Origin of the sequence: Sphingobacterium sp. NGMCC 1.201703 (assembly GCF_047784615.1) — a bacterium.
GTDB lineage: Bacteria > Bacteroidota > Bacteroidia > Sphingobacteriales > Sphingobacteriaceae > Sphingobacterium.
Genome location: NZ_JBLOHD010000006.1, coordinates 196,863 through 221,338, shown reverse-complemented (window position 1 = coordinate 221,338; position 24,476 = coordinate 196,863). Strand labels below are relative to the sequence as shown.

Annotated in this window: 16 protein-coding genes; 5 read left to right on the top strand and 11 right to left on the bottom strand. The window is 42.6% G+C overall.

What is annotated here, in order from left to right:
• Positions 1 to 32: 32 nt before the first annotated feature.
• The 8 genes from ACK8HY_RS14485 to prfB all read right to left on the bottom strand — a co-directional run bounded on the left by ACK8HY_RS14485 (position 33) and on the right by prfB (position 14,261).
• Entirely contained in the window at positions 33 to 2,411 is a 2,379-nt protein-coding gene (locus ACK8HY_RS14485; protein ID WP_416134073.1) for a PQQ-binding-like beta-propeller repeat protein, read from the bottom strand.
• Positions 2,412 to 2,531: 120 nt separating this feature from the next.
• Entirely contained in the window at positions 2,532 to 4,331 is a 1,800-nt protein-coding gene (locus ACK8HY_RS14480; protein ID WP_416134072.1) for a RagB/SusD family nutrient uptake outer membrane protein, read from the bottom strand.
• Between the two features lie 17 nt (positions 4,332 to 4,348).
• A complete protein-coding gene (locus tag ACK8HY_RS14475; RefSeq protein ID WP_416134071.1) occupies positions 4,349 to 7,762 on the bottom strand; it encodes a TonB-dependent receptor in 3,414 nt (1,137 codons plus the stop codon).
• Positions 7,763 to 8,000: 238 nt separating this feature from the next.
• Positions 8,001 to 9,116 (bottom strand): FecR family protein, encoded by a 1,116-nt coding sequence (locus ACK8HY_RS14470; RefSeq protein WP_416134070.1) that lies wholly within the window; start codon positions 9,114 to 9,116, stop codon positions 8,001 to 8,003.
• 96 nt (positions 9,117 to 9,212) lie between these two features.
• Positions 9,213 to 9,755: an RNA polymerase sigma factor gene (locus ACK8HY_RS14465; RefSeq protein ID WP_416134069.1), complete on the bottom strand. Its 543-nt coding sequence runs from the start codon at positions 9,753 to 9,755 to the stop codon at positions 9,213 to 9,215.
• A gap of 222 nt (positions 9,756 to 9,977) precedes the next feature.
• On the bottom strand, positions 9,978 to 11,279 hold the full coding sequence (locus ACK8HY_RS14460; protein WP_416134068.1) for a nucleotide sugar dehydrogenase: 1,302 nt from the start codon (positions 11,277 to 11,279) through the stop codon (positions 9,978 to 9,980).
• A 39-nt stretch (positions 11,280 to 11,318) separates the two neighbouring features.
• The gene (locus tag ACK8HY_RS14455; protein WP_416134067.1) at positions 11,319 to 12,764 is read right to left on the bottom strand and encodes a glycosyltransferase; all 1,446 of its coding nucleotides are present in this window, start codon (positions 12,762 to 12,764) and stop codon (positions 11,319 to 11,321) included.
• A 413-nt stretch (positions 12,765 to 13,177) separates the two neighbouring features.
• A protein-coding gene (gene prfB / locus ACK8HY_RS14450) for a peptide chain release factor 2 (protein WP_139351147.1) occupies positions 13,178 to 14,261 on the bottom strand; the annotation gives its coding sequence in 2 pieces (ribosomal slippage) (positions 13,178 to 14,200 and positions 14,202 to 14,261; 1,083 coding nt in all).
• 247 nt (positions 14,262 to 14,508) lie between these two features.
• On the opposite strand from prfB, the gene pgi reads away from it, so the two are divergent.
• Positions 14,509 to 16,158 carry a glucose-6-phosphate isomerase gene (pgi, locus tag ACK8HY_RS14445; RefSeq protein ID WP_416134066.1) on the top strand — a complete coding sequence of 550 codons (1,650 nt, stop codon included), beginning with the start codon at positions 14,509 to 14,511 and terminating at the stop codon, positions 16,156 to 16,158.
• Between the two features lie 119 nt (positions 16,159 to 16,277).
• Here pgi and ACK8HY_RS14440 read toward each other — a convergent pair whose 3' ends face one another.
• Complete coding sequence (locus tag ACK8HY_RS14440) at positions 16,278 to 18,173, bottom strand: heavy metal translocating P-type ATPase (protein WP_416134065.1); 1,896 nt, start codon at positions 18,171 to 18,173, stop codon at positions 16,278 to 16,280.
• Positions 18,174 to 18,338: 165 nt separating this feature from the next.
• Complete coding sequence (locus ACK8HY_RS14435; RefSeq protein WP_077436760.1) at positions 18,339 to 18,680, bottom strand: phage holin family protein; 342 nt, start codon at positions 18,678 to 18,680, stop codon at positions 18,339 to 18,341.
• Positions 18,681 to 18,992: 312 nt separating this feature from the next.
• Between ACK8HY_RS14435 and ACK8HY_RS14430 the strand changes: the two genes are divergently transcribed.
• Positions 18,993 to 19,418, top strand: coding sequence for a DUF2147 domain-containing protein (locus tag ACK8HY_RS14430; protein ID WP_077436759.1), 426 nt, complete (start codon positions 18,993 to 18,995; stop codon positions 19,416 to 19,418).
• Between the two features lie 174 nt (positions 19,419 to 19,592).
• On the top strand, positions 19,593 to 20,840 hold the full coding sequence (locus ACK8HY_RS14425; RefSeq protein ID WP_077436758.1) for an ABC transporter permease: 1,248 nt from the start codon (positions 19,593 to 19,595) through the stop codon (positions 20,838 to 20,840).
• 57 nt (positions 20,841 to 20,897) lie between these two features.
• On the opposite strand, the gene ACK8HY_RS14420 is transcribed toward ACK8HY_RS14425, so the two are convergent.
• Entirely contained in the window at positions 20,898 to 21,044 is a 147-nt protein-coding gene (locus ACK8HY_RS14420) for a hypothetical protein (protein ID WP_416134064.1), read from the bottom strand.
• Between the two features lie 153 nt (positions 21,045 to 21,197).
• On the opposite strand from ACK8HY_RS14420, the gene kbl reads away from it, so the two are divergent.
• Positions 21,198 to 22,388, top strand: a complete 1,191-nt coding sequence (gene kbl, locus ACK8HY_RS14415; RefSeq protein WP_416134063.1) for a glycine C-acetyltransferase — start codon at positions 21,198 to 21,200, stop codon at positions 22,386 to 22,388.
• A gap of 78 nt (positions 22,389 to 22,466) precedes the next feature.
• Positions 22,467 to 24,272, top strand: a complete 1,806-nt coding sequence (typA, locus tag ACK8HY_RS14410; RefSeq protein WP_077436755.1) for a translational GTPase TypA — start codon at positions 22,467 to 22,469, stop codon at positions 24,270 to 24,272.
• The last annotated feature ends 204 nt before the right edge of the window (positions 24,273 to 24,476 follow it).

Below are 24,476 nucleotides of genomic sequence, written 5' to 3'. Positions count from 1 at the left end.
CATATTCGAGAGTCTTGCAATGTTATTGTCTATTATAATTTAAAGCAGGACACATTTCCAGCGAAATCAGCGGTGTAAATAAAGTCACCATCTACGGTGATTTCCGAGAAAATCGGAGCGCCCAGATTAAATTTGGAAAGTAGCTTTCCTTGTTTATTAAGCACATAGATGTAACCGTCTGAGGCGCCGAAAAACAGCTTCCCTTTTACTTCAGTTACAGAGGATTCTACGGTTCCGACCGGTTTATGTTGATCGGGGCTGCTGTAAGGGGAGGTATAGACAAGAGCCTCACCGGTGGCGAAATGCCATTTTTCCGTTAAGGTCTGAAGATCGTATGCCTTGATGCCATTTGTGGATGTTGGCATGACCAACAGGTCCTCGACAATATCCGGAGAAGCCATGACTTTAAAGTCATCGGTTTTGATGCTCTTTTGTGCGACTTCACCGGTCTTTAAATTTAGCTTGAATAGTCCATTGAGGCCTGTTGTATAGAGGTAGCCGTCTTTTGCCGTGACACCCCCGCTTCGAAAACGGAGACCATCCTCTTGGCGTTTCCAGAGAAGCTTTCCTGTCTGGGTATCGTACGCACAGAGGGCATTCCAGTTGTATCCCGCTAATAAGGTTTGATCCACTACGGATAGCTCTGCAGGGGTTGCTTCGCCGCCCGAGGGATCTACACCTTCCCAAAGTACTTTTCCTGTTTTGATATCAATCGCCGACATGCGCTTGCCAAGTCCGGCATAATAAACCCCTTGCTCAAGAGCTGGACCTGACACAAATGTCGGAAGGCCCGGGTTGGATGGCTTTTTAGTCCAGCGTACTTTGCCTGTATTCGCATCGATGGCATATACATTGGTTTCGACATCGGTTGCAAGTAATATTCCGTCGCTGTAGCGCAGTTTATGTTTGATCGAATTGATCGTAGGCAATGACCATAGCGTTTTACCCGTGCGTTTGTCCAGTGCCATAATAGCATGGTTGGTTCCGGTACCATCGTCCATAGTCGCAACAAAAAGTTTATCCCCAACGATTAATGGACTGGTTTTCCAGATATTGCCTTTTACAGCAGTAGACCACTGTAGTTTCATGTCGCTTTCTGCGCGGTCCACTAAATTAAAAGACTGTTTTTTTAATGCTTGTTCACCATTTTCATACTGGATGGTAATAAGGGCATCGTATTGTCCTTTTTGTTTTCCGAATGGTATGTGTGCTTGCCACAACCAATCGCCGGACGGAGACAGTTGAACACTGCTCAGACGTTTGCCATTTTCATGGGCATAGACTTCCATGGTCACCTTTTGTATTTTTCGCTCACTGTCGTAAGCACTGACTACGACAGGCAAGGCTTCTTTTGCTGTCACTTGTTGATCAGCGCTTGGCTGTACCAGTTGGACCTGATCGCGTCGGTTGGTATAAATGGGCTGAATACCTTTGATGCCTTGTTTGTCGATATCGACGACGACAAACTGTGCGGCCGAATTGTCAATACCCCCTTTATTTGGCGCGTTTGAACAGACAACATAGACTCCCTTTTGTTTAAAGACAAAATTGTTGTGCCAGTGCCCATAAAACCAGGCTTTGAGGTTATATTGCGTCAGGTCGATCTGTTCTTTTTCCCCTTTTAAGATAAAGTCAGGCCCGGCAAAAAAATCGTGATTGATAAAGATCAAAGGTTTTGACTTGTCCATCGCAGCAAGGTCTTTCTTGAGCCAGGAGATGATCTGATCGGCGGTGTAACTAGGTTTATAGTCTCCATTAGGCATGGGGGTTACGACAAAATGGGCCGGGCCGGCATCAAAAGAGTAATACGTCGGACCAAAGAGGTCTTCAAATAGTTTCTCCCCATATTCCCCTTTTACAAGATCATGGTTGCCGACGGTATAATAGGTAGGTCTGCCCATGAGATCGGAGTTCACCTGCTTGGCATGAAAAAGCATACCCGGTTCATAACAGATATCGCCGGTATGCATGATCAGGCACGCCTTTTGATTTTGGGCATAATTTCGCACGTTATCTATCCATGGGCCATAAAGTGGCGTTTCGGTGTCCGTAATTTGGATAAAACGTAAAAAATCGTTTTGCTGTACCGTGTCTTTGGTTAAGGCGAAATCTAAATTTTTAACCTCACCGCGCAGTGGGATATAGTGCGTTTTTGTCGCCTTATATCCGCTCGGAATGGTAACTGACAAAAAGCGGGCGTTTGGGTTGTGCGGTAAGCTGTATGTCCCGGTCTTGTCCGTTTTTACAACATCATAACCATCGGAGACAACAATGTCGGCAAGTTGTTTTTCGTTCTGTTCGAACTGATTATTCGCATTTTGATCTTCAAAAACCCGTCCCGTCCGCTGTTGTGCCAATAAGGGCGAGATCGGGAGTAAAAGACATGTGATTAGTTTCGTTAATTTCATCATAGTTTTATAAAGTGGAGCCAGCTGCTCCCTGCGGAGAACTGGCTCGTTTTACTGGTTTCACTGCTTATTAAGCATATTCATGATCTGGGCTTATCTACCGAGGTTATGAATGTTGCTTTTTTACAGGTCAAATTCTTCCCAACCTTTCGGCTGTTTCAGCTTATTGTTGAGAACAGTTTGCTCGATCGGTATAGGGAAGTAATAATATCTTTGCTCATTAAAACTCCTTGGACGGGTTGTTTTGTCGTCGATGAACATGATTCTTCCTGAATTGTCGTTTTCCAGATAAAATATGCCATCATTGACATAGAATTTAGGGATCTTTTTAAGATCGTCTTCAGGAATACCGGCTATCGGACTGTTATCTCCTTTTTTTAGGATGATAATATCCCCAACACCATCACCGCTCACATCAATAAGTCCCAGCTTAGGGATGTACATGCCACTTGGAGCCTTTGCGAGTATGTTGCCCGATTTCCAGCGGTAAAGATCATCAAAACGGAATCCTTCACAAGCGAGTTCTACACGGCGTTCGCGACGGATTTCTAACAACACGCCTTTATTGGCACCTGTTACTAAAGCGTATTGATTTGCAAGATAAGCATCTGGCGTTGCGTTGGCGGCTGCAAGATTTAATGCAGGCATTCCTACACGTGCGCGAATCTTGTTCACAGTAGCATCAATATCAGTTTGCGTCAATTTTCCCAATTCCGCCTTTGCTTCTGCATTAATTAATAGTACCTCCGCATAGCGCATGATAGGCAAATCGGTATAATTCAGTTCCCAGCCACCCCGTAGAGCGGGGTCACGCGGATAGAATTTGATCTGAAGCAATCCCCCAAAATCCGGACGTGTTATATACGGCGTCCCAGCAGCATTATTGCTGAATCCTGGAGGCATAATTGTCTCGGCAAGACGCGGATCACGGTCTTTAAATAGATCCACAAAGGCTTTCTTTTTGTAATCAGCTTTGGATGTAAATGTTGTTCCGTCTTTCATCAGGAATTCATCGGCCAGTTCAGCACTCAATGCCCATTGCCAGTCCAATACCGTGTGTGTATTGTTGGCAACCCCTAGATCGCGGCCGTTTTTCTGTACGAAAATTACCTCTTTGTTTCCTGCGAGTGTATTGCTCGAAAAGAGCGCACGATAGTCCGTAGCAGAGCTGCCTGATATGGAGAACCCACCGTTATTGATGATTTCCTGCGAGGCCGATGCAGCTCTTTCCAAAAATGTTGCGGCCGTGTTCTGTAGATTTAATTCAGTGTGGTATTTACGGAAGGTCCCTTCATGAAGGGCTACACGGGACAATAACGTCAAAGCACTCCATTTGGTAAAATAACTATTATCTCCACCCGGACGGACATTGGCTGCCGCAAATTCAAGATCCTTCATGAGGGAGTCGACAACTGCAGTACGGGGATCTTTTGCCTTGTAAAGATCTTCGGATGATGTACCCATTACATGGGAGTACCAAGGGACATCACCATATTTCTTCACCATTTTAAAGTAGAAGTTTGCGCGAAGCAAACGGGCAACTCCGATATAATGATTAATAACAGCAGGGTCACCAGCAACTTTACCCACATTGTCCAGCATATAATTTACATCACGTAGGGGAGCCCAAGTATCTTTATCCCATCCGGAGACGGTAGAGGGGGTCAGCGTGCCGGCCAATAATGTTCTGACTTCCGCGTTTTGATCGTTGTTGCTCAAGGCAATGTTGTCCGAATAAAGATCTGTATATTGGGCCCGCATTTGCTTGTATAAGCCATTTGTATAGATTGCCAGATCTTCGGTTGTATTAAAAAAGACCTCTTTGGTTATCGCCGATCCCGAGGTGCGATCCAGAAAATCTTTTTTACAGGATGTCCCCAGTGCGATAAGGGAGGCCAGTGCGATATAATTGATGCGTTTCATTTTTTTAGATTTAGAGATTAAAGATTTACATTCAGACCAAATGTATACGTCCGCTGGAATGGATATGCAGCTTGCGCCCTGTTACCTGATCCTATCGATTCCGGATCCAATTTCACCTTAATATGAGAGATCTCAAAAACGTTTTCTGCACTGAAGAAGAAACGTACTTTTCGCAATTTGATACGTTGTAATACAGATTCTGGTAGCGTATAGCCAAGAGTAAGATTTTTTACCCGCATATAAGCACCATTCTGCATATAACGTTTGTTTGGAATACCGAGCTGTTGATAATTATCTTCGGCAGAGTAAGCACGCACAGCAGGGAAGTAGCCAATTTCGTCTTTAGATTTCCAATGATCGCCATTTTGTACCGTTGGATTTGTCCAAGGTTGAGCATAGACACCCCAGAAGTAGATGTTGGAAGCTCCTGGATACCAGTCACGCTTACCTATACCCTGTAAGAATACGCGTAAATCAAAGCCTTTCCATCCTGTGGAGAGATCCAAACTATAAGGTAGTCTTGCACTGTTATTGCCAACAATATGCATATCGCCGGCGTCATCCACCGTCTTTTTGCCCATATCCACTTTGCCATCCCCATTTAGGTCAGCAAAGATAGGATCACCGGCATAGAACTTATAAGATTGATCATCCGTTCCCATGGCAGACTGTTTGGAGGCAGCAGCGGCAGCATCATCTTCAAAAAAACCAACGATGTCCGCACCCCAGATTTCACCAATTTCCTTCCCTACATAATGTCTGTCCCATTGATCGCCCAGGGATTTTGTCGGATTATCAAAACGCGTGATCCATGAACGGCTATCCGCCAGTGTAAAGGCGACATTATACCAGAATGGAGAACCGCTTAGTTCCTTGCTGTCACGCCAGCTCAAACGCAACTCCCAGCCTTTTGTTTTTAGGTCACCGGCATTTTGTACGGGAATCTTTGCACCAAAAGGCCCAGGCAATTCTTTGCCCGGTACCAACATATCCTTGGTATAACGGGTATATTTATCAAAGTTAACGCCGAGCTTGTTATTGAAAAATCCCATATCAATACCCGCATTGACCGTTTGGATTGTCTCCCAAGTGAAATTATCCGAAACAGCCCGCGGAGCATAGACAGCCGGTGGTTTACCATTCCCCAGAATGTAGTCGGCTAGTTTATTGTCCATAATTGGCATATACGGATAGGCATCGTAATAAGGGAAATCAGAATCATATCTGAACAATTGGTTGCCCAAAGATCCATAAGAACCCCTGATTTTTAGGAAATCCATTGCCAGCGTATTTTTCACCGGTTCGAAAAAATTCTCCTTGGAGATTACCCATCCAGCAGAGGCCGAAGGAAAGAATCCCCATCTGTTATTCTTCGGAAAACGGGACGAACCATCAAATCGACCATTGAATTCCGCCAGATATTTATCTTTATAACTATAGCTGACGCGGGCAAATATACCCTGTACTGCCCAGTCTTTAATACGTTCATCTTTTGAGATATTTCCCGTCGCACTCCCGATAGAAGGCACTGTTGTGGAAATTAGATTTAATGCCTGTATGTAATTGTAGTTATTGTAGTTGTACTCCTGGTTATAACCTGCAAGTGCCTGTAAATAATGATCCCCAAAATTTTTATGAAAATCAGTGTAGATATTATAGACATTATATCGGGTGAGATCATTCTCATTTCTTGCATAGGTATTCGAAAATGTTGGCGTTAGAATAGCCTCTGGTCCCGTTTTGTACTTCGAAGGAACATCATATGATCTTTTTAATCCTGAACTACGTCTGAAAGTTGCATCGGCATTTAAGTCCCAGATCCCTTTGATCAACGCAGCCTTTGCGGAGAATGTGGTTACAAATTCGTTGATACGATTATCATTACGCCCACCTTCTTGTAATGAACCTAATACCTGCGCACCGGCTCTTGTCCAGCTACCATCTGGATTTCGGGGTACATCGAGCGAGTTGGTCCGGTTGACCCTCCAAAAAAAGCTGTCGCCGGCATCCAGAACAACAGGGGTATCATAATTCATACTGGTGAGCAATGTATTATTAGATACCTGTAGCCAGTCAGTGACATCAAAATCTACCTTTCCTCTGACATTGTAACGTTTGTAAACATCGTTTCCATATTTTAAAAGCCCATCTTGTCTATAGTAATCACTGGAGAGGTAATAGCCGATTTTATCCGACTTTTTGGCAATACTTAAGTTGGCATTATAGGTTGGGGCAGTTTTATTGTAGGCCTCTTTCAGCCAATCCGTGCTACCTGTATACACCCAGTCCTGGCCATTATCAGATAGTGTTACCGCAGGTAATGAAGGGTCCAACGAACGTTTTTTTGCATATTCACGTGCAGATTCCGGATACGAGTTGTATAAAGGTTTTCCTGCTTCGTGTTTAATGGCCATTACTTCGTAAGGGTCAGTAATGAATTCGGGTAGCTTACCTAGAGTTCTATAGCCGACATTGCTGCTGAAATTCACATCGAGCTGACCGCTCTTGGCTTTTTTTGTGGTGATTAATACCACCCCAAAACCACCACGGGCTCCATAAATAGCAGCTGAAGCAGCATCTTTCAGTACGGACACGGACTCGACATCATTCGGGTTGATACGTGCAACTTCATCCGGAGAGTAGGGGATATTATCGACCAAAATTAACGGTGCACCACCATTTAGACTGGTAAATCCGCGTACGTTAAATTCGGGATTTGTAGATGCACGGCCATTGGAAGTCGTGATATTCAAGTTGGGGATTAACCCTTGCAGTCCAGCGCCGAGATTTGCTATCGGACGGCTTTCCAGTTGTTTTGAAGAGATCATATCAACAGCCCCCGTTAGGTTCACTTTTCGCTGCGTACCGTAGCCGACAACAACAACCTCATCCAACTGTGAGTTGCTCGCCTGTAGGGTCACGTTGACTGTACGTTGACTTCCTATCTGCACACGCGCTGTGGTATATCCCATATATTGAAATACCAATACAGCGTTTTCCGGTACACGGAGTTTAAACTGACCATTGGCATCGGTTTTCGTCGAAAGTGTAGTATGCCCCTCAACAGATACGGTAACACCGGCCAGGGCAGATTCTGTACTACGTACAGTACCTGTTATTTCGATATCTGTGCGTTGTTTTTCTGAAATGACGATCGTGTTGTTAAGAATCTGATACGTCAGGTTCTGACCTTTAAGAACCTTGGATAGGGCCTGTTGTATAGGGCCGTGATCCATTTGGATACTTACAGGCTGCAAACTGTTCAATAGTTTTTCGTCATAGAAAAAGCGGAGGTCAGTTTGTTTTGAAATTTCTTGCAAAACTTTCTCTATCCGTACTTTTTTCAAAGAAAGATTGACAGTCTGTGCTGTTCCCGAAGCATGGGCTCCAAGTGCGAGGGAAAGCAAGGAAAGGGTGCTTAACTTTATCATACATAAAGTTTTAAAGGCTGGAGGGATACGGAATCCCCGATCTTTCTCCTGCCTTTTTAATGGAGAAAAAAAATTCATAAATTAGAATGATTTTTAAGGTTTTAAAATTTCTGTTGGTAATCAGTAAAATAAGCCTTGAATTTAACCGGGGATGCGTCAACATCCCCTTTTTTGTTAACCGCAAGGAGCTAAAGTTGATGTCTATACCATAGGCCGTTTAATATTTGGGTAATTAATCTCATTGTATTATAACCTTTCGTCCGATAATGTCAAATTTTCGCCCCGTGGCCAGAGCCAGGATCTGCAATACTTCTGAAAGTCTACTATTTCTACTGATGGAGCCTTTGTAAGTCGAATTTGTGCCAATTGTTTCTATATTTTCAAACTCAACATTATACCATCGGGCGATCTGAAGCGAAATATCACTAAAATTGCTGCCATCGAAATAAAATTCATCCCGTTGCCAAGCGGTATTTTTAGTCAGGTCCGTTGTGGTGACTTTGATATCGTTTGTCAGTGATGTGGTTGCCTGTTGACCGGGCTTAATAATAATTTGCTTACCCTCCTTGCGGACTTTCACGCTACCTTCCACTAAAGATGTGGCGACCTCCTCGTGATAGGCATTGACATTAAAAGTTGTCCCGAGGACTTCAATTGTGGTACCGTTGGCATTGATCCGGAAAGGTCTGTTTGCATCTTTTGCTACCTCAAAATACGCTTCTCCCGTTAAAGCAACTTGACGTTGATCGGACTCGAAATGTGTGGGATACGACAATTTTGTGGAAGCATTCAACCATACTTTTGTGCCATCTTCAAGAATAACCATATAAGAACCAGCTTTAGGAACATCAACAAGAAAATTCTTACCCTGTTGATCGGATGATTGTTCAAGCCGCTGAACGAACGGGTCGGCTAGGGTATGTTCTTCCCCTTTTGCTGTTATGATTTTGGCATAATGCCCTCCGGGCAGGATATCGTTGTGAAAGGTCTTGTCATGTGAAGGCACCTCCGCGGCTAGTTCCTGCAGCTTTTGATCGGACGGTGAAAATCTGTTATACATCCATAGACTAAAGCCCGAAATAGCAATCAGCATTGCTGCCACCATCCATTTGGAACGAAACCAGAGGGGACGGCTGACGGTAGGGGTAGATTCACCAAATAGTTGCTCCTCCAGTTTGGTATTGAGACGTGGTGCTAACCCCGCGCGGTATTCCTTCGTTAACGGCTCCTCCTCGGGATGATCCTGCGTATAAAACCAGTGAAGAACCTGTTGTTCTTCCTTTGGCGTACACTGACCTTCCAGATATTTTTTGAGCAAAGCTTTAGCTTGATCTGACGATTCTTGTTCCTTCATACAGACCTATAATCTGCATAGGGGAATAATAGTACCGAAGAAAATTATAGAAATAATTTAAGTTACTGTAAATTAGGTAGATATTTTTTTTATTCGTTATTTGAAGCGAAGTCTAAGCCACCCGAGGGCTAATGAAATATTGTTTTTGACGGTTTGCTCGGATAGGGCTAATTCCGACGCAATATCTTTGATGGACATCGCCTCCTTTCGGCTGAGTGAAAATGCCGATTTCATTGTGCTTGGCATTTTTTCTATTTCTGTGTCGATCAATTGGGCTAATTCTTTTGCCAGGAGCTCCTCTTCGGATGTTGGCGATGTCGATTCACCTTGGAAATTTGCCAATAGTTTTTCGGCACGGACAATTTTCTTTTGTTCATTTATTGTCCAGTCGATAATCTTATACTTAGCGGTTTGAAATAGGTACGGATATAGCGAGTAGGCTATGGTAATATGAAGACGCTGATTCCACAGTGAAACAAATACTTCCTGCAAAATATCTTCGCTGTCTTCAATACAGGAAACACGGCGCTGAATGAAACGGAAAAGAATGTCTGAATAGCGATTGACTAATTCAGAAAAAGCATAACGGTCATCCGCTTGAATTCTAGTGAATAGCTCGGTGTCGTCTAACTGTTCCATAGGTACCGCAATTTGTGCTAAATATCTCTTAGTTTAATGAGGTCAAATTTATAATTGTGGTGTTAAGTTAATATTAAAAACAAAAGATTTGATGCTATTTTTTAAAACAAACGATTGCATAACCTGTATTTATAACAAAAACAGTCAGTTTTCTCGTTAATTAAAGAGAAAACTGACTGTTTAGAAGAATGTTGTCAGAAAATATGCTAAAAATATACGGTGCTACAAGCGAGCGTCTACCAATTTTCGATCCAGTATTCCTTTGATATCGAATACTACGGATGGATTCTTTTTTAAATTTTTGAGGTCAAGCTGTAAAAACTCCCGATGTCCAACAGCAAGGATGATACTATCATAATCGCCTGTCTGGGGGAGAGTTTTTAGTAAATCCAGACCAAAATGTTTTTTTAATTCATCAGGGTTTACCCACGGATCATAAATATCAACCTCCAGACCAAATTCTTTCAAATCCTGAATCATGTCAACCACCTTACTATTGCGGATATCAGGACAGTTTTCTTTAAAAGTAACGCCCAATACCAAAGCTTTGGCGCCATCAAATTTGATGTTTTTCTGAATCATCAATTTGACGACCTTCGAGGCAATAAAAGAAGCAACTTGGTCATTGACTTCCCGACCGGAAAGGATGACATGGGGATGATAGCCTAATTGTGTTGCCTTTTGAGCCAGATAATAGGGATCTACCGAAATACAATGTCCACCAACCAAACCGGGTTTGAAACGGAGAAAATTATACTTTGTCCCAGCAGCATCGAGAACATCCTGTGTATCTATGCCCACGCGGTCAAAGATTAGGGCCAGTTCATTCATAAAAGAGATATTGACATCGCGTTGTGCATTCTCAATCACTTTTGCTGCTTCGGCGACTTTGATTGATGGTGCCAGGTGCGTGCCCGCATGAATAATTTTTTTATAAAGACCATCCACCACAAGTCCCGCGGCAGCAGTACTACCTGAAGTTACTTTCATCACTTTTTGCAACGAATTCACCTTATCGCCAGGATTTATACGCTCAGGGGAATATCCAACAAAGAAGTCCTGATTAAATTTCAATCCTGAGTTCTTTTCTAAAACCGGAATACACTCTTCTTCCGTACAACCCGGGTATACGGTGGATTCATAAATAACCAGATCACCCGGTTTTAGGAGTTCTCCGATCATTTTGGAAGCCGCCAACAGTGGCGACAAGTCCGGTGAGTTATAACGATCTATCGGTGTCGGTACAGTGACAATATATACATTGGCATCGGCGATATCTTGAACGTCTGCACTTGCGTCGTACCCTTTGCGCTGTTCCGATGCTGTAAATAAATTCCGCGCACGTATGAGCTCATCTTCAGGAGTCTCCAATGTACGGTCTACGCCGGCCTTAAGTTCGTTAATACGTGTTTTGTTGATATCGAAGCCGATCACTGGAAAGAATTCAGAGAAAGCTATTGCTAAAGGCAATCCCACATAACCCTGACCAATGATGGCAATTTTTTTTATCTGAAAGTCTGTCATATTTATATTTAAAGTAAAGATACATTCTTTACATCGAAATTACCCCCTCGTCAACCAACCTCTACGCCCAGCAGTAGCGATGGCGTACGGCGTGATCCAAAATAAACTAAACGCGTAGAATATACTGTAGCTATATGCCCAGAAGGCCTCTTTTGCATTGGAGTTTTTAGATGCAAAGAAATAAGCCTGAATACTTGAAAAAATAAGGATCCCTACCAAAGTCGAACTTAAGAACATCAACGGATAGTGAAATACCGTCCAAAGCATCAGCAACATCATGGGGTAGGAAAGTAGCACTTTTTGCCATTGCATGATCAATAGGATACGTGCGCCCCATTTTGGTCCTTGACGGAAATTCTTAAAGGCAAACTGGCTCATCATAATGTTTTCACGCACATTGCTTCGTTCCCAACGGATAAACATTTTATATAAGTTCCTATAGCGTACAGGTGTATCAGTATACACTAAAGCGTTGGACTGAAACAATACATGATATCCCTGTTTCAAGATCATATTGGTCATGGCACGGTCTTCACCAATATCTGACGGTTGTCCCATAAACGTTTGGTTGACCCAGTCTTCAAGACAGTTCTGCACAGCTTCCCTGCGGTATCCGGATAATGCGCCTGGGGTACACATAACGGTGCCCAACATGCTCTGAGCCGAACGTACAAATTCAAAACTGAACACGAAGCTCACATTCAGCATACGTGGTATAATAGCCTTTTTATTGTTCAGTACCCGCACGTTACCCGCTACAGCTCCACATTCCTCATTGGTTACAAATGGGCTGGCCATGTTACGAATAGTATCTTTATTGACCACAGAGTCACTATCCACTGTGATAAATACCTCACCTGTACCTAATTTAAAACCACGGTATAGTGCATGGCGTTTACCCATATTTTTGGGTTGTTGGTAGATCTCTATACGATCGCCTAACTCCATTTTAGCACGTTGGATCCACGCGAAGGTGTTATCCTTACTTCCGTCATCAATGGCGATAATCTGCAGTTTCTTTTCCGGATAATCGCTACTTGCCAAACTATGCAAGGTATCGTAAACCAATTGTCCTTCATTATAAGCCGGCACGATTATCGTACAGGTCGGCAGTTCCTCATCTGAGACCGAGGCAATCGGCTTATATTTGCGATGGAGTACAACTAAAAATAGTAAAAAGCTAATTGCGACAACCGCCAAAAATATACCCAAGCCAATTAAAAATGTTCCCCAAATACTGTCTAAACGTTGAAAACGTAAGGCGTCAAAATCTGGCTGGAGCATATATACACCAAAGACTGATGCAAATAGCGTAAAAAATGTCGCTCCAAAAATCAAGTATTCTTTTGTTCCAAAATTGCTTTCTTCGACTTTATCTACTGCCGTCTCAGATTGCTGCTGTTCTTCATTTACGTCGTACATGGCAGGTTTCCATTGTTTAGTCATCTGCGCCGATACGATTGAGTTTTCTTTCATGTAATTCATAGCCGTTCTATTTTTAGATATGCATTCTTCTTTTTTATTTTTTAGCGGACTCAAACAAGGAGCCTTTTGTAATGAAAATATTACGAATCCATAAACGCAAAATACATGCCTTTATTTTGTGCCAAAAATTGAGACAATTAGCTATTTGTAACGTTCTTGATACATTATGTTTCTTTGTAATGTACTGATATTCAATTTGTTTTATATGTGATAGTTTTCGATTAACCCAAAAAATAGTAGGCTATGCCACAGGTGGACATTTAAGATTTTTTAACGTTTTCAGGGATTTTGTTAAGAGAACTTGACAGTGTAGTGCTGAGAATGTATCCGAAAAAAGGCAGTGGTTTGCATGAAAAAAGGGGGATCAGACCTGACTGATACCCCCTTTAACTTGATGGATTTTTCGCGATAGGTTAACCGCCAAATTCCATTAAATAATTTTTTAAGAAATCATTGAGGTCCCCATCCAATACGGCTTGGGTATTTGATGTTTCATAATTTGTGCGTAAATCCTTGATCAATTTGTAAGGGTGTAAGACATAGTTACGAATTTGCGATCCCCATTCTATTTTCTTCTTATTTCCTTCAATTGCTGCAGTGGCTTCTTGCCTTTTGCGCATTTCGATCTCGTATAATTGCGATTTCAATAGGCGTAAGGCATTTTCCTTATTTTGCAATTGCGACCTTGTTTCCTGATTTTTTATAATAATTCCCGTGGGTTTATGATGCAGTCGGACCGCCGTTTCTACTTTGTTTACATTTTGGCCGCCCGCACCGCCCGAACGGAAAGTATCCCATTCAATCTCTGAGTCTTTGACGTCTATTTCGATATTGTCGTCAATCAGCGGATAAACATAAACTGAGGCAAAAGAGGTATGTCGTTTTGCATTGGAGTCAAAAGGCGAAATGCGAACCAGTCGATGTACACCGTTTTCACCTTTCAGGTAGCCGTAGGCAAAATCTCCGGAAAGCTGCAGCGTTACACTTTTGATTCCCGCAACATCTCCCTCCTGAGAATCCTGCTCGGTGACTTTATACCCATTTTTTTCGCCCCACATGATATACATGCGCATCAACATGGCAGCCCAGTCACAGCTTTCTGTACCTCCCGCTCCCGCGGTGATCTGTAAGATCGCATCCAGCTGATCCTCCTCTGCACTGAGCATATTTTTGAATTCCAGTTCTTCGACCTCTGCCAATGCAAGCTTATACTGATCGTCCAGTTCCTTTTCGCTTGCATCTCCGGACTGAAAAAACTCGTACATCACATAGGTATCTTCAACCGCAGCGGCTACCGCGTCAAAATGATCTGTCCATACTTTCTGGTTTTTGATGGCCTGCAGTATTTTTTCTGCAGCTTTGGAGTCATCCCAGAAGGTCGCCTCTAAGGTAAGCGCTTGATCTCTTTCTATTTCTTCTTTGCGGACATCGATGTCAAAGATGCCTCCTCAGGGAAGTAACACGATCCCTCAAGTCTTGAATTTGTTCTTTTGTCATATCTGCTAATGTATAAATTTTTCGGTAATAAATTCGTCGCCAACACCAAATTTAGCTGTGGCATTTAACGGGCTTATTGATCGCTGTATCGGGAATAGCGAAGACATACAAATATTTGACCTTTTTTTTTTAGTTTTGGTATCATCAATTGCATCAACCTTCACTGAACGATCTGTGCCGGGGGGAATGAAAAAATACCGAAGGTTTTTATTCGCATTTTAAAACAAATAATTTCAACAAAAACAGTATGTTTCCAAAAATTAATTTTACGACAACCAAAGCCTACCAATATCTGGTAGATCATTATATTGATATCAATCAGCAGGACCTACGTGAGCTTTTTGCAGCAGATCCACAGCGATTTGAGAAATTTTCAATTCTTTTTGAGGATATTCTCTTAGACTATTCTAAAAATCGTGTAAACGAGGAGACAATGGCACTGCTGATCCAGTTGGCCAAGGAATGTCAGCTAACTGAAGCGATAGCAGCCATGTTTGCCGGCGAAAGGATTAATGTGACCGAAAACAGGCCCGTTCTGCATACGGCATTGAGAAATCAATCCGACCAACCAGTCTTCGTTGACGGAAAAGATGTGATGCCCGCTGTTAGAAACGTGCTGGCTCAAGTGAAAGCTTTCACAGAAAAGGTTCTCTCTGGCGAATGGAAAGGTTATTCAGGCAAGGAGATCACAGATGTGGTCAATATCGGTATTGGGGGGTCCGATCTGGGACCTGTAATGGTTACCGAAGCTTTAAAAGCTTACAAGACCAGACTGAATGTGCACTTTGTCTCCAATGTAGACGGAACACATATTGCCGAAACCCTAAAAGCAGTTGATCCAGAGACAACCTTGTTTCTGATTGCATCCAAAACATTTACCACGCAAGAGACCATGGCCAATGCACACACAGCCAAGGATTGGTTTTTGAAGGGCGGGGCTGGTCAGGATGATGTTGCTAAACACTTTGCCGCATTGAGCACCAATACGGAGGCTGTGAAGGCTTTTGGAATAGACCCGCAAAATATGTTCGAATTTTGGGATTGGGTTGGTGGACGTTATTCCCTATGGTCTGCAATTGGACTTTCCATTAGCCTAGCGATCGGCTTTGATAATTTTGAAGAGCTTCTCAAGGGGGCATATGATGCCGATGAGCATTTCAGGACCAGCGCCTTTGAGGAAAATATTCCAGTGATATTGGCCTTATTAGGTATATGGTATAATAATTTCTTTGAAGCCGAGAGCCATGCAATCCTTCCTTACGATCAGTACCTGCATCGTTTTGCGGCTTATTTCCAACAAGGAGATATGGAGAGCAACGGAAAATATATAGACCGGAATGGAGAGCGTGTAGATTATCAGACTGGACCGATCATTTGGGGTGAGCCCGGGACAAACGGTCAACATGCTTTTTACCAATTGATCCACCAAGGCACAAAATTGATCCCATGTGATTTTATTGCACCAGCGAATAGCCTGAATCCGATCGGTAATCATCATCAGCTTTTATTATCTAATTTCTTTGCACAGACTGAGGCGCTGATGAATGGTAAAACCGAGGAAGAGGTTGTTGCGGAACTGCAAAAAGCAGGTAAGTCGAAAGAAGAGGTGGAAGAATTGAAAGCCTATAAGGTATTTGAAGGCAATCGGCCGACAAATTCTATTTTATTGAAAAAAATGACACCACGTACATTAGGCCGACTTATTGCATTGTACGAACACAAAATTTTTGTGCAGGGAGTCATCTGGAATATCTACAGTTTTGACCAATGGGGTGTTGAACTTGGTAAACAGCTTGCCAACAAGATTTTGCCTGAATTGGGTGACAATAATCCCATCAGTAGCCATGATTCTTCTACCAATGGCCTGATCAATACCTATAAATCTTGGCGCGATTAGGACGAACGAAGCATACCTGACATTTAACAATAGGGATATCCTTACATAAACAACAAGCGGCTGAATTTTTCAATGTCAGCCGCTTGTTGTTTATCCAGCTCTCTTGTAGAACAATTTCTTTACACCGTTTTATTTTGGATACGGATTGCATTTAGGATCGCCAGGAGTGCTACCCCAACATCGGCGATAACAGCCTCCCAGAGTGTTGCAACCCCTCCGGCGCCCAAGATCAAAACAATTATTTTTATACCCATCGCCAGGATCACGTTTTGCCAGACAATATTGCGGGTAATTTTGCCGATTTTGATCGCAGATAAAATTTTATGGGGTTCATCATTCTGTATCACGACATCCGCCGTTTCAATGGTTGCATCTGCTCCTAAACCTCCCATTGCTATACCTACCTGCGCTAGCGCGACGACAGGAGCATCATTGACGCCATCCCCGGCGAAAGCAACATTTCGCCCTTCGTTGATCAGTCCCTGCACATGCTTCACTTTGTCTTCTGGTAAAAGGTCACCATAAGCTTGGTCAACCCCCAGCTCCTTTGCAATCTCGTTTACTACAGCCTGCTTATCGCCGGACAACATGACTGTGTATAGGCCCTGTGTCCGCATAGCGGAAATAACCTCTTTTGCCCCTGGCTTATTTCGATCAGCAACAGTAATGTAGCCCACATATTGATTCTCTATTGCTATGACTACAATGGAATAAACAATTTGCTTTATTTCTTCCGGATACGGAATGCCAAACTTGTCCATCAGCTTCGTATTGCCCGCTAGGACAAGCTTATTGTTGACCTTGGCTTTGAGGCCATGTCCCGCGATTTCTTCTATCTCTTCCGTTGTAAAGGAAGCATTTCCGGGATGGTAGTTGGCAATTGCCTTGGCAATAGGATGGGTAGAATTTGACTCAATGGCTGTGGCGTAATCCAGCAATGTTGCCGTTTGCCCATTGACGGCTTTGACCTCTTTTACTTCAAAGACTCCTTCGGTGAGGGTACCCGTTTTGTCCATAACGATGGTGTCAACAGCAGTGATGGCATCGAGAAAATTGCCCCCCTTGAATAATATGCCATTTCTGGAGGCCAATCCTATTCCGCCGAAGTAACCTAAGGGGATCGAAACGACTAATGCACAAGGGCAACTGATGACCAAAAAGACCAAGCTGCGGTAAAACCAGTCTCGAAAGCTATAGTCATTAACAACAAATAGGGGGATGATAAGTACCAGAAGCGCCAGCGCGAAGATAATCGGAACATAGATTTTTGCAAACTTTGAGATAAATAGCTGTGTTTTGGATTTTCGCGCAGTAGCATCCTGCACCATCTCCAATATTTTGCTCAATTTGCTGTCCTGAAACGAGCTACTTACAGTGATTTGGGAAACGGTCTCCAGATTTATCATGCCGGCAAAAACAGCCTCGCCCTTATATTTGGTGTCTGGTTTGCTTTCCCCTGTAAGCGCTGCGGTATTGAATGCTGCCCTTTCATTGACCAGTTTGCCATCCAAAGCCACTTTTTCACCGGCTTTGACGAGAATGACTTCACCAATTCCGACCGTCTTCGGATTGACGTCTATTTGTTCCCTATCACGTAGGACGGTGACTTTATCCGGGCGGATATCCAGCAGTGATTTGATGGATTTTTTTGCATTGTCTACCGCCGTGTCCTGAAACCATTCACCGATCTGATAGAATACCATTACTGCGACGCCTTCTTCAAATTCGCCTATGGCAAAAGCGCCTAGCGTCGCGACACTCATCAGAAAGAACTCGTTAAAAAAATCGCCACGTTTGGCCTTTCGAAAAGCCATTTGGAGAACTGGAATGCCGGCTAATAAGTAAGCAATCCCGTTTAGAAGGAGCGAAGCATAAAATGGAGGGCTGATCTTAAATGCGTATTTGAGTATCAGCAGGCTGATCAATAGGAGAAGTGCAATAAGGAGTTTGCGTTGCGAAATCCACCAGGGGGTCTCTTTTTCTGTATGGCTATGCTCGTGATTGTGTTCGCACATATATTGAGGGATCTATTTAAATACTATAAATTTAGCGATTTTAAGCTTAAAAAGCGAGGCGGACTTTAATAAAAAGCACTCTCCGTGGATTCCCCGAACGCTCAAACAAAAACGGCTGTTTTTCAAATCGAAAAACAGCCGTTTCTATATGCGGTAAATCTAATTTTAGTCTTTTGAAGTGCTGCCGATGATCATTTCCAATATAGCAACAACGATGGCAAATAAGGCCGCAGTCCAGAATCCATCCACATTAAACTTGTCTCCAAGCAGTGAATCTGAAAGTAAGACCATAAGGACAGTGATAATAAAAGAAACCAGACCCAGTGTTAGCCAGTTCAGAGGAAAGGTGAACAGCCTCAAGATGGAACCTACAGTAGCGTTGACAAATCCAATGACCAATCCTGTGACGATAGCCCAGCCAAAACCGGCAACTTGGGCTCCCGGTATGAGCCAGCAAGCGACTGCGACGACAACTCCGGTGAGTAAAAGACTAATAATAAATTTCATAATATGCGCTAATTTATAAACTGTGAATAAAGTAATAATATAAAAACTATCGTGCAAACGCGATGCCAAAATTTAATAGATGCTTGTTGATAAATAGGTCTTCGTGTACTCGCTGTTCAGATTTTTGTTAGATCTAGTTCATTAAACCAACAATGAATCTAAGCGTCTATTTAAATAAATCGAAAACACGACAAATAAATATATGCAAGCATAGTAAATATTTTGTATATTTATTCATGTTAATAAATGAGATAGCAGCGATCATTTTTAGTTATCACTTATAATTAGTTATCACTTATAAATAGTAAACCAATGAAGAAAATTATGATGTCATTCATCATGTTACTAGCTACAGTAACATTGTTTGCACAAACAGATCCGATTATCGGAAAATGGGAAAACCCAAGTGGCGAGGGGCGTGTGGAAATTTATAAAAAAGGGGATAAATTTTTCGGTAAACTCTATTGGCTTAAATTTCCGAACAATGAATCGGGCCAGCCCAAGAAAGACGTAAAAAATCCGGATAAAGCACTTCAGGCTAGAGCTGTCCAGGGCTTGGAGATCCTGACCAATTTTGCAAAAGATGGAAATACCTATGAAGATGGAAAAATCTATGATCCAAAAACAGGAAAGACCTACAGCTGTAAAATGACGTTAAAAGGCGATAAACTTGATATACGCGGTTACGTTGGCGTCAGCTTATTGGGCCGGACTGAAACCTGGAAAAGGATCAAATGACAGACAAATGGATAGCGAAAGCGATTCATATCAAAAGCTATAGCAGATCAATACAAACCTTCTTGATGGCAATGATCTGTTATAAAAAGGCAATTTATTCCATTAGGATAAATTGCCTTTTGGTTTTGTGCAGGAATAACAGTATTTTCATCTGCAAATTATAAAAATCGCCGTATGTCCGTAAAAATGTCTTATGTTGAAAATGTCAAACTTGCGCTGCAATCTATCGTAGGCAATAAGTTGCGGACATTTTTAACGGCATTGATCATTGCGATAGGGATGATGGCTTTGATTGGTGTATTGACATCTATTGATGCCATGAAAAATTCGCTGACGGATTCCTTTTCTTCGATGGGCTCCAATTCATTCAATATCCGCAACCGGGGACTGAATGTACAGATCGGTACCGGCGGCACCCGGTCGAAAGTATTTGCCAATATTACCTATGCGCAGGCGGCAAGGTTCAAGCAGAACTTTCATTTTAACGCAACGACCTCCATCAGTGCCAATGTAACCTGGAATTCAACGGTAAAATTTCAATCCAAAAAGACCAATCCCAATATTGGCCTCATCGGGACCGACGAAAATTATCTTCAGACATCAGGTTATGTGGTCAGCGAAGGACGCAACTTTTCTGCTCGAGATGTAGCGACGGGTGGCGCAGTGATTATTATTGGTAGCGAGGTCAGTAAAACACTTTTTGGAGAAATCATAGATCCGGTCGGGCAGTTTATTACGGTCAATAATATCCGATACCAAGTAATCGGAGTGCTAAAAAGCAAGGGTTCTTCTGCAGGGATGGGTGGGGATAGAGCTTGCTTTATACCCTTGGTGAAAGCCCGGTCGGTGATGCAAGTGGTGGAGCCATCCTATGTGATCACCGTCTCTTCTAATGATCCAATGCGCTTGGAAGCAGCAATTGGAGAGGCCTCCATTGTTTTTCGAAATATTCGTGGTCTATCCGCCAGACAGACCAACGATTTTGAGATTACCAAATCCGATGCTGTCGCACAGATGCTGATGCAGAATATGGCCATGGTAACCCTGGGAGCTGTCGTGATTGCTTTTATTACCCTTGTTGGCGCATCCATCGGGTTGATGAATATCATGTTGGTATCGGTTACCGAGCGGACGCGAGAAATTGGTATCCGCAAGGCGATCGGGGCGACACCAAGTGTGATCCGCAAGCAATTTCTGATGGAGGCCATCGTCATCTGTATGATGGGCGGTGTTGCAGGAATATTTATCGGAATCCTGATCGGTAATTTATTGGCCCTGCAACTGGGGACATCTTTTATTATCCCCTGGGCAGCCATTATTCTCGGATTTGCAGTTTGTGGTCTCGTGGGGATGCTATCCGGTTATTATCCGGCTTCCAAAGCGTCGAAATTGGATCCTGTCGACGCACTTCGTTACGAATAGACAAAACCGGCATTATCCACCATATAATTCACACAAGCAGAAAACAAAAGTCCAAACCTAACAGGTCAGGGGCAGGGCTTTCCTCGGCTGCGCATAATTCCGGGCTAGGCCCATACTTTTAAGTTGTCGCGTTGCAAACAGGTTGTTTTTATGCTGCCAATGATCCAATGCAGTTTGCTCGTTATCCCCGCATAATAGTTCCATTTTTCGTTGCGAAAGGAAAGAAATCAATGCAGAATGTAATTTGTGCAAACGGTTTAATGTTATCAAAACATTGATTTGAGGTGAATTCTCAATAAACAGGCTGTTTCCACCAAAGAAAAACTGTAATATTGTATAAAAAAATAAAATCAAATTATGTACAATACATTACAACCAGTTTTAGAAAAAGAATTGGAAGCAATCAAAGAAGCGGGATTGTATAAACAAGAACGGGTGATCGTTACTCCACAAGGAGCAGACATCAAAGTAAGCACAGGACAGGAAGTTGTCAATTTTTGTGCGAACAATTATTTGGGCCTGTCCTCACACCCCAAAGTAATCGAAGCTGCAAAGAAAGCGATTGATACACACGGATATGGCATGTCATCTGTACGTTTTATCTGTGGTACCCAAGATGTGCATAAAGAATTAGAAGCAAAAATTTCCCAGTTCTTAGGAACAGAAGATACAATTTTATATGCAGCGGCATTCGATGCCAATGGTGGAGTTTTCGAACCTTTGTTTGGTGCTGAGGATGCAATTATTTCCGATGAATTGAACCACGCTTCGATCATTGATGGGGTACGTTTATGTAAAGCACAACGTTTCCGTTATAAAAATGCGGATATGGCAGACCTGGAAGCACAGCTGCAGGCAGCATCGGGAGCAAGACACAAAATCATCGTGACCGATGGAGCTTTCTCCATGGACGGATCAGTAGCGCCATTGGACAAGATCTGTGACCTGGCCGACAAATACCAAGCTTTGGTGATGATCGACGAATCACATTGTACGGGCTTCATTGGAGCTACCGGTCGCGGGACACATGAACTTTTCAACGTGATCGATCGTGTAGATATTATTACAGGAACTTTAGGTAAAGCCCTCGGCGGAGCCTCCGGTGGTTTTACTTCCGGTAAAAAAGAGATCATTGATTTGTTACGTCAGCGTTCACGCCCGTATTTATTCTCAAATACATTAGCTCCGGCAATCGCAGGTGCTTCTGTTGCGGTATTGGATATGTTGAGCGAGACAACAGCGTTGCGTGATAAACTAGAATCCAACACAAAATATTTCCGTGAAAAAATGACGGCGGCAGGATTTGATATCAAGCCAGGTTTCCACCCGATCGTCCCTGTGATGCTTTATGATGCGAAACTTGCACAAGAGTTTGCTGCCAAGATGCTGGAAGAAGGTATTTATGTGATCGGCTTCTACTATCCTGTTGTACCTCAGGGAAAAGCCCGTATCCGTGTTCAGATTTCTGCAGGACATGAGCTCGCACACCTGGATAAAGCGATCGCCGCCTTCACCAAAGTAGGTAAGGAATTAGGTGTAATTAAATAAAATACACATAGTTATAAATTTTATGGTGCAAAATGATTATCTTTGCACCCTAAAATTTTATAAAAATATTCTTGCTCAATGCAAAACATTAGAAACATTGCGATCATCGCTCACGTCGACCACGGTAAAACTACGCTTGTAGACAAAATTTTATATTTTACCAATCAATTCAGAGAAAATGAAAATGCTGGTGAATTAATCCTAGACAATAATGATTTAGAGCGTGAGCGCGGAATCACTATTGTATCTAAGAACGTATCAGTAACATATAAAGGTGTTAAAATCAATATCATTGATACTCCTGGTCACGCCGACTTTGGTGGTGAAGTGGAGCGTGTATTGAAGATGGCCGATGGTGTTGTATTACTTGTAGATGCTTTTGAAGGTCCAATGCCTCAAACGCGTTTCGTTACAGGTAAGGCACTTGGATTAGGTATCAAACCTATCGTTGTTGTCAATAAAGTCGATAAAGAAAACTGTCGTCCAGAAGAAGTATACGAAAATGTTTTCGATTTATTCTTCAACTTGGGTGCTACCGAAGAACAATTGGATTTCCCAGTATTGTACGGTTCTTCAAAACAAGGATGGATGTCTACAGATTGGAAAAACCGTACCGAAGACTTCACGGATCTGTTAGAAGCAATCATCAAATATATCCCTGCTCCAGTGGTTACTGAAGGTACTTTGCAGATGCAGGTAACATCTTTGGATTACTCTACATTCGTAGGACGTATCGCTATCGGTCGTATCGCTCGGGGTACAATCAAAGAAAACCAGCCCGTATCATTGGTAAAACGTGACGGAAAAGTGGTTAAATCACGCGTGAAAGAACTTCAGGTTTTTGAAGGTTTAGGCCGTATCAAAGTGCCAGAAGTACATGCAGGTGATATCTGTGCCGTCGTTGGTATCGAAGGTTTCGATATCGGTGATACCATCGCAGATTTTGAAAATCCAGAGCAATTGGAAGTTATCAGCATTGATGAGCCAACAATGAACATGTTGTTTACGATCAACAACTCTCCGTTCTTTGGTAAAGAAGGTAAATTGGTAACATCGCGTAATATCTATGATCGTTTACAAAAAGAATTAGAGAAAAACTTGGCATTGCGTGTCGTTCCTACCGAATCTCCTGATGCTTGGTTGGTATATGGACGTGGTATCCTTCACTTATCTGTATTGATCGAAACAATGCGTCGTGAAGGTTATGAATTACAGGTAGGACAACCTCAGGTTATCGTGAAAGAAATCGACGGTCAAAAATGCGAGCCTATCGAAGAGCTAGTTGTTGATGTTCCTTCTGATGTTTCCGGGAAAGTAATTGAACTGGTCACACAACGTAAAGGTGAATTGTTGATCATGGAAGCTAGAGGCGATATGCAACATCTTGAATTCTCTATTCCTTCTCGTGGTATCATTGGTCTACGTAACAACGTATTGACTGCAACCGCTGGTGAAGCTGTAATGGCGCACCGTCTGAAAGGTTACGAGCCTTGGAAAGGTACAATCCCTGGTCGTTTGGCGGGTGTATTGATCTCTTTGGATACAGGTTCAACTACAGCATACTCGATTGATAAATTGCAAGACCGTGGTCGTTTCTTCGTAGATCCAGGAGTGGAAGTATATGAGGGTCAAATCTTGGGTGAGCACATCCGTGATAACGATTTAACAATCAACGTGACCAAAGGAAAGCAATTGACAAATATGCGTGCTTCCGGTTCTGATGATAATACACGTATTGCTCCGGCAATCAAATTCTCTTTAGAGGAATGTATGGAGTACATCCAGGCAGATGAGTATATTGAGGTAACACCGCAATCGATGCGTCTACGTAAGATCTATTTGACGGAAAATGAGCGTAAACAAAATGCGAAAAAATTCCAATAATCATTAGATAAGGATAATAAGATAAAAGCCATCGAAATATTATTTCGATGGCTTTTTTATTAGTTTTTGGTTTTGCGTCGAAAGCAGATCTATGCCGCCAATTTTCGATGGCATACTACTTCCAAAGCAAAATGTGTGGAATTAATACCTGTCCTTTTTAATTTTTTCTTCTTTGCATGCTTCAATCAAGCAGAGCAAGTAATC

What these genes read in the sequence shown, in the direction of transcription:
- ACK8HY_RS14485 (WP_416134073.1), bottom strand. Translation starts at nt 2,411, where the DNA reads ATGATGAAATTAACGAAACTAATCACATGTCTTTTACTCCCGATCTCG.
- ACK8HY_RS14480 (WP_416134072.1), bottom strand. Translation starts at nt 4,331, where the DNA reads ATGAAACGCATCAATTATATCGCACTGGCCTCCCTTATCGCACTGGGG.
- ACK8HY_RS14475 (WP_416134071.1), bottom strand. Translation starts at nt 7,762, where the DNA reads ATGATAAAGTTAAGCACCCTTTCCTTGCTTTCCCTCGCACTTGGAGCC.
- ACK8HY_RS14470 (WP_416134070.1), bottom strand. Translation starts at nt 9,116, where the DNA reads ATGAAGGAACAAGAATCGTCAGATCAAGCTAAAGCTTTGCTCAAAAAA.
- ACK8HY_RS14465 (WP_416134069.1), bottom strand. Translation starts at nt 9,755, where the DNA reads ATGGAACAGTTAGACGACACCGAGCTATTCACTAGAATTCAAGCGGAT.
- ACK8HY_RS14460 (WP_416134068.1), bottom strand. Translation starts at nt 11,279, where the DNA reads ATGACAGACTTTCAGATAAAAAAAATTGCCATCATTGGTCAGGGTTAT.
- ACK8HY_RS14455 (WP_416134067.1), bottom strand. Translation starts at nt 12,764, where the DNA reads ATGAATTACATGAAAGAAAACTCAATCGTATCGGCGCAGATGACTAAA.
- pgi (WP_416134066.1), top strand. Translation starts at nt 14,509, where the DNA reads ATGTTTCCAAAAATTAATTTTACGACAACCAAAGCCTACCAATATCTG.
- ACK8HY_RS14440 (WP_416134065.1), bottom strand. Translation starts at nt 18,173, where the DNA reads ATGTGCGAACACAATCACGAGCATAGCCATACAGAAAAAGAGACCCCC.
- ACK8HY_RS14435 (WP_077436760.1), bottom strand. Translation starts at nt 18,680, where the DNA reads ATGAAATTTATTATTAGTCTTTTACTCACCGGAGTTGTCGTCGCAGTC.
- ACK8HY_RS14430 (WP_077436759.1), top strand. Translation starts at nt 18,993, where the DNA reads ATGAAGAAAATTATGATGTCATTCATCATGTTACTAGCTACAGTAACA.
- ACK8HY_RS14425 (WP_077436758.1), top strand. Translation starts at nt 19,593, where the DNA reads ATGTCCGTAAAAATGTCTTATGTTGAAAATGTCAAACTTGCGCTGCAA.
- ACK8HY_RS14420 (WP_416134064.1), bottom strand. Translation starts at nt 21,044, where the DNA reads ATGGAACTATTATGCGGGGATAACGAGCAAACTGCATTGGATCATTGG.
- kbl (WP_416134063.1), top strand. Translation starts at nt 21,198, where the DNA reads ATGTACAATACATTACAACCAGTTTTAGAAAAAGAATTGGAAGCAATC.
- typA (WP_077436755.1), top strand. Translation starts at nt 22,467, where the DNA reads ATGCAAAACATTAGAAACATTGCGATCATCGCTCACGTCGACCACGGT.